General features: G+C 69.4%; 3 protein-coding genes and 1 tRNA gene. 2 read left to right on the top strand and 2 right to left on the bottom strand.

The window, feature by feature from the left end:
* A partial coding sequence (gene soxR, locus RMO85_RS06000) for a redox-sensitive transcriptional activator SoxR (RefSeq protein ID WP_310527421.1) occupies positions 1–357 on the bottom strand: 357 nt, incomplete at its 3' end.
* A 141-nt stretch (positions 358–498) separates the two neighbouring features.
* Here soxR and RMO85_RS05995 point away from each other — a divergent pair.
* Positions 499–570, top strand: a tRNA-Thr gene (locus tag RMO85_RS05995).
* A 134-nt stretch (positions 571–704) separates the two neighbouring features.
* Positions 705–1,010 (top strand): HNH endonuclease, encoded by a 306-nt coding sequence (locus RMO85_RS05990; protein ID WP_310527419.1) that lies wholly within the window; start codon positions 705–707, stop codon positions 1,008–1,010.
* 4 nt (positions 1,011–1,014) lie between these two features.
* Here RMO85_RS05990 and pdxY read toward each other — a convergent pair.
* Positions 1,015–1,543 (bottom strand): pyridoxal kinase (gene pdxY / locus RMO85_RS05985; protein ID WP_310527412.1); only part of this gene is annotated, 529 nt, incomplete at its 5' end.

Raw genomic sequence — 1,543 nt, 5'->3', positions numbered from 1 at the left:
GCGCAGACTGAGGCAGCCGCACCCGATGCAGCCGTCCAGCCGGTCCCGGAGCCGCTCGATGCGCTCGATCTGCTCGTCGAGACGGCCGCGCCAGGCGCGCGAGAGCCGGGTCCAGTCCGCCTTCGTGGGCGTGCGGTTGTCGGGCAGCGTGGCCAGTGCGGCGCCGATGTCCTCGAGGCTGAGCCCGACCCGCTGGGCGGTGCGGATGAAGGCGACGCGACGCAGCACCGCCTGGTGGTAGCGGCGCTGGTTGCCGGAGTTGCGCGTGGAGGCGATGAGGCCGCGCTCCTCGTAGAACCGCAAGGCAGAGGGGGCCACGCCGGAGCGTGCGGCGAGGTCGCCGATAGTGAGGACCATGTACGTACTGTCCTTCAACCTCAATTTAACTTCAAACACATGTCCAGCCCGGCTCAGGGTTCGGCCACGATCGCAAGCCCGGGATGTCCCGCTGACGTCTGGTTGTCTACGATGTGGCCGCGTCGTCCGACGGGCGGCCGCGCCGCGTTAGCTCAGTGGTAGAGCACCCGCCTTGTAAGCGGAAGGTCGTCAGTTCAACCCTGACACGCGGCTCTGTCGGTGGCCGTGCCTAGCGTGAGGCCATGCCTTCCTTCCGCTGCCGTGGGTGTGATGTCGAATTTGTTGGTCGTCTGGGGCGCGCCTACGGCAGCAACGCATGCCAGGGCGAGAGCCGCCAGCGGGAGCTGGTGAGCCTCTGGCTGGCGACGGGCGTCGGCAGGCCAGACTCCCGGCGAAGCCACTACATCCGCACCCACATCAAGCAGGAGCAGAGCGGTGCGTGCGCGCTGTGTGGCACGCAGGAAATGTGGAACGGACGACCTCTCGTGCTCGTCCTCGACCACCTGGACGGGGACTCGACCAACAACACCCGCGACAACCTGCGGCTGGTGTGCCCCAACTGCGACTCGCAGCTGCCGACCTACCAGAACCGCAACAAGGGCAACGGGCGCCACGCCCGTCGGCAGCGCTATGCCAACGGTCAGTCCTACTGAGCGGTCACCGCACGCGGCGGACCGCGAACTCGCACGCCGGGTCAGCGATGGCGTCCTGGGCGGCGACCAGGCGCAGTTCGCGCTCGCCGGACTCCAGAGTCGCGGTGAGCACCGCGAAGACCGAGGAGGCGGTGCGGCCCAGCGCCTCGGCGGGGGACCCGGTGGTGTGCAGGTGAGCGGTGAAGAGGGCGGCGGTGAGGTCGCCGGAGCCGTTGGCCTTCATCGGCAGCCGCGGGGTCTGGACGATCCAGGCGCCGACGCCGGTGACGGCGAGCATCTCGATGGTGTCCGCAGGACGGTCGGGCTGCTCGACCGAGGTGACGAGGATCGTCGACGGGCCCAGCGCGCGGGCCAGGTCGGCCGAGGCCAGGATCTCCTCCAGCGTCGACGGCTCGGTGCCGGTGAGGAAGCCGAGCTCGAACTGGTTGGGCGTGATGACGTCGGCGACCGGCACCACCTTCTCGCGGATGATCGGCGGGATCGCCGGGTCGACGAAGCAGCCGGACACCGCGTTGCCCATCACCGGGTCGCAG

Source organism: Nocardioides sp. (assembly GCF_031422975.1).
GTDB lineage: Bacteria > Actinomycetota > Actinomycetes > Propionibacteriales > Nocardioidaceae > Nocardioides.
Note: the sequence above shows the minus strand (reverse complement) of the source record. Positions and strands in the feature narration are given on the sequence as shown.